Source organism: Mycobacterium scrofulaceum (assembly GCF_002086735.1).
GTDB lineage: Bacteria > Actinomycetota > Actinomycetes > Mycobacteriales > Mycobacteriaceae > Mycobacterium > Mycobacterium scrofulaceum.
This window is the reverse complement of the sequence record NZ_MVIJ01000141.1, coordinates 1-1,254: the sequence shown is the minus strand read 5'-3', so window position 1 is coordinate 1,254 and position 1,254 is coordinate 1. Positions and strand designations below refer to the sequence as shown.

Annotated in this window: 1 protein-coding gene and 1 pseudogene; one reads left to right on the top strand and one right to left on the bottom strand. The window is 59.8% G+C overall.

What is annotated here, in order from left to right; genetic code table 11:
• Positions 1-78: 78 nt before the first annotated feature.
• Positions 79-685 (top strand): annotated as a pseudogene (locus BST44_RS29140) (IS5 family transposase); the annotation flags it as partial.
• Between the two features lie 50 nt (positions 686-735).
• Here BST44_RS29140 and BST44_RS29135 read toward each other — a convergent pair.
• On the bottom strand, positions 736-1,254 hold a 519-nt coding region (locus tag BST44_RS29135), incomplete at its 5' end, for an acyl-CoA dehydrogenase family protein (RefSeq protein ID WP_279628996.1).

The window sequence follows — 1,254 nt, the reverse complement described above, 5'->3', positions numbered from 1 at the left end:
CCCACCTCAGCTCAACGACACGAACCCCCACCGCGGATATCCGCCAACCACTGCTGCACGCTCATTTCCGCAGAGCCCCATCAACACTCGGCGGGCGCCCGTTCGGACACGTTGTGCACAGGGGGCACTGTCGAATTCGAATTACAAGAAATCTGCCGATGAGCCCGACGATCATGCGATCGGGCGTTCCCGCGGCGGGCTGACCACCAAGATCCACGCGCTGACTGATCCTCGCGAAGCTCCCGTGGCGGTCCGGCTCACCGCCGGCCAAGCCGGCGACAACCCGCAATTGATGGCGCTGCTCGATGATTACGCCGCGACATGCAGGGATTCAGACCAGTCCGCTGACGATTTCCGGTTGCTCGCCGACAAGGCGTATTCGCATCCGAGCACCCGTACCCAATTGCGTTCCCGCAGAATCAAGCACACGATTCCCGAACGTCGAGATCAGATCGACCGCCGCAAGGCCAAGGGATCCGCCGGCGGCCGCCCACCGGCGTTCGACGCCGAGATCTACGCGCTGCGCAACACCGTCGAACGTGGCTTCAATCGGCTCAAGCAGTGGCGCGGCATCGCGACCCGCTACGACAAGTACGCCCTAACATACCTCGGCGGTGTACTGCTGGCCTGCGCCGTGATCCATTCGATGGCTTTATCTGCGGTGGAGCTTGCCTGTCTCAAGTAGCAGATCCTCATCTGCGTTGATACACCGGGCGTTCGGTCGTCGCTATCTTGTCAAAGCGACCTCGAAATAATCTCTTTCATTATTTCGTTAGACCCCGCGTAGATTTTCTGTACTCGCTGATCAACCCAGAGACGCGAAATCGGATATTCCGTCATGTATCCGTACCCGCCGTGCAGCTGCAGGCAGTCGTCGAGGACTTTCATCGCCCGTTCCGTCGTCCACCATTTGGCCATCGCGACAGTTTGCACGTCGAGCTGGCCCTGGAGGTGTAGGCAGATGCAGTGGTCGAGGAATACTCGCGCAATCCTTGTTTCAGTGGCCGCTTCGGCCAGGGTGAACTTGGTGTTCTGGAACCCGAAGATCGTTCGTCCGAAGGCCTCTCGTTCGCGCGTGTATTTGACCGTCTGCTGCAAGGCCAATTCCATGGCGGCAACCGCTCCGACCGCAACGATTAGTCGCTCCTGCGGCAGTTGCGTCATCAGCTGGATGAAACCTTGCCCCTCGGTGTCGCCTAGCAGATGCGTCTTGGGGACGCGCACGCCGTCGAAAAACAATTCAGATGTGTCCTG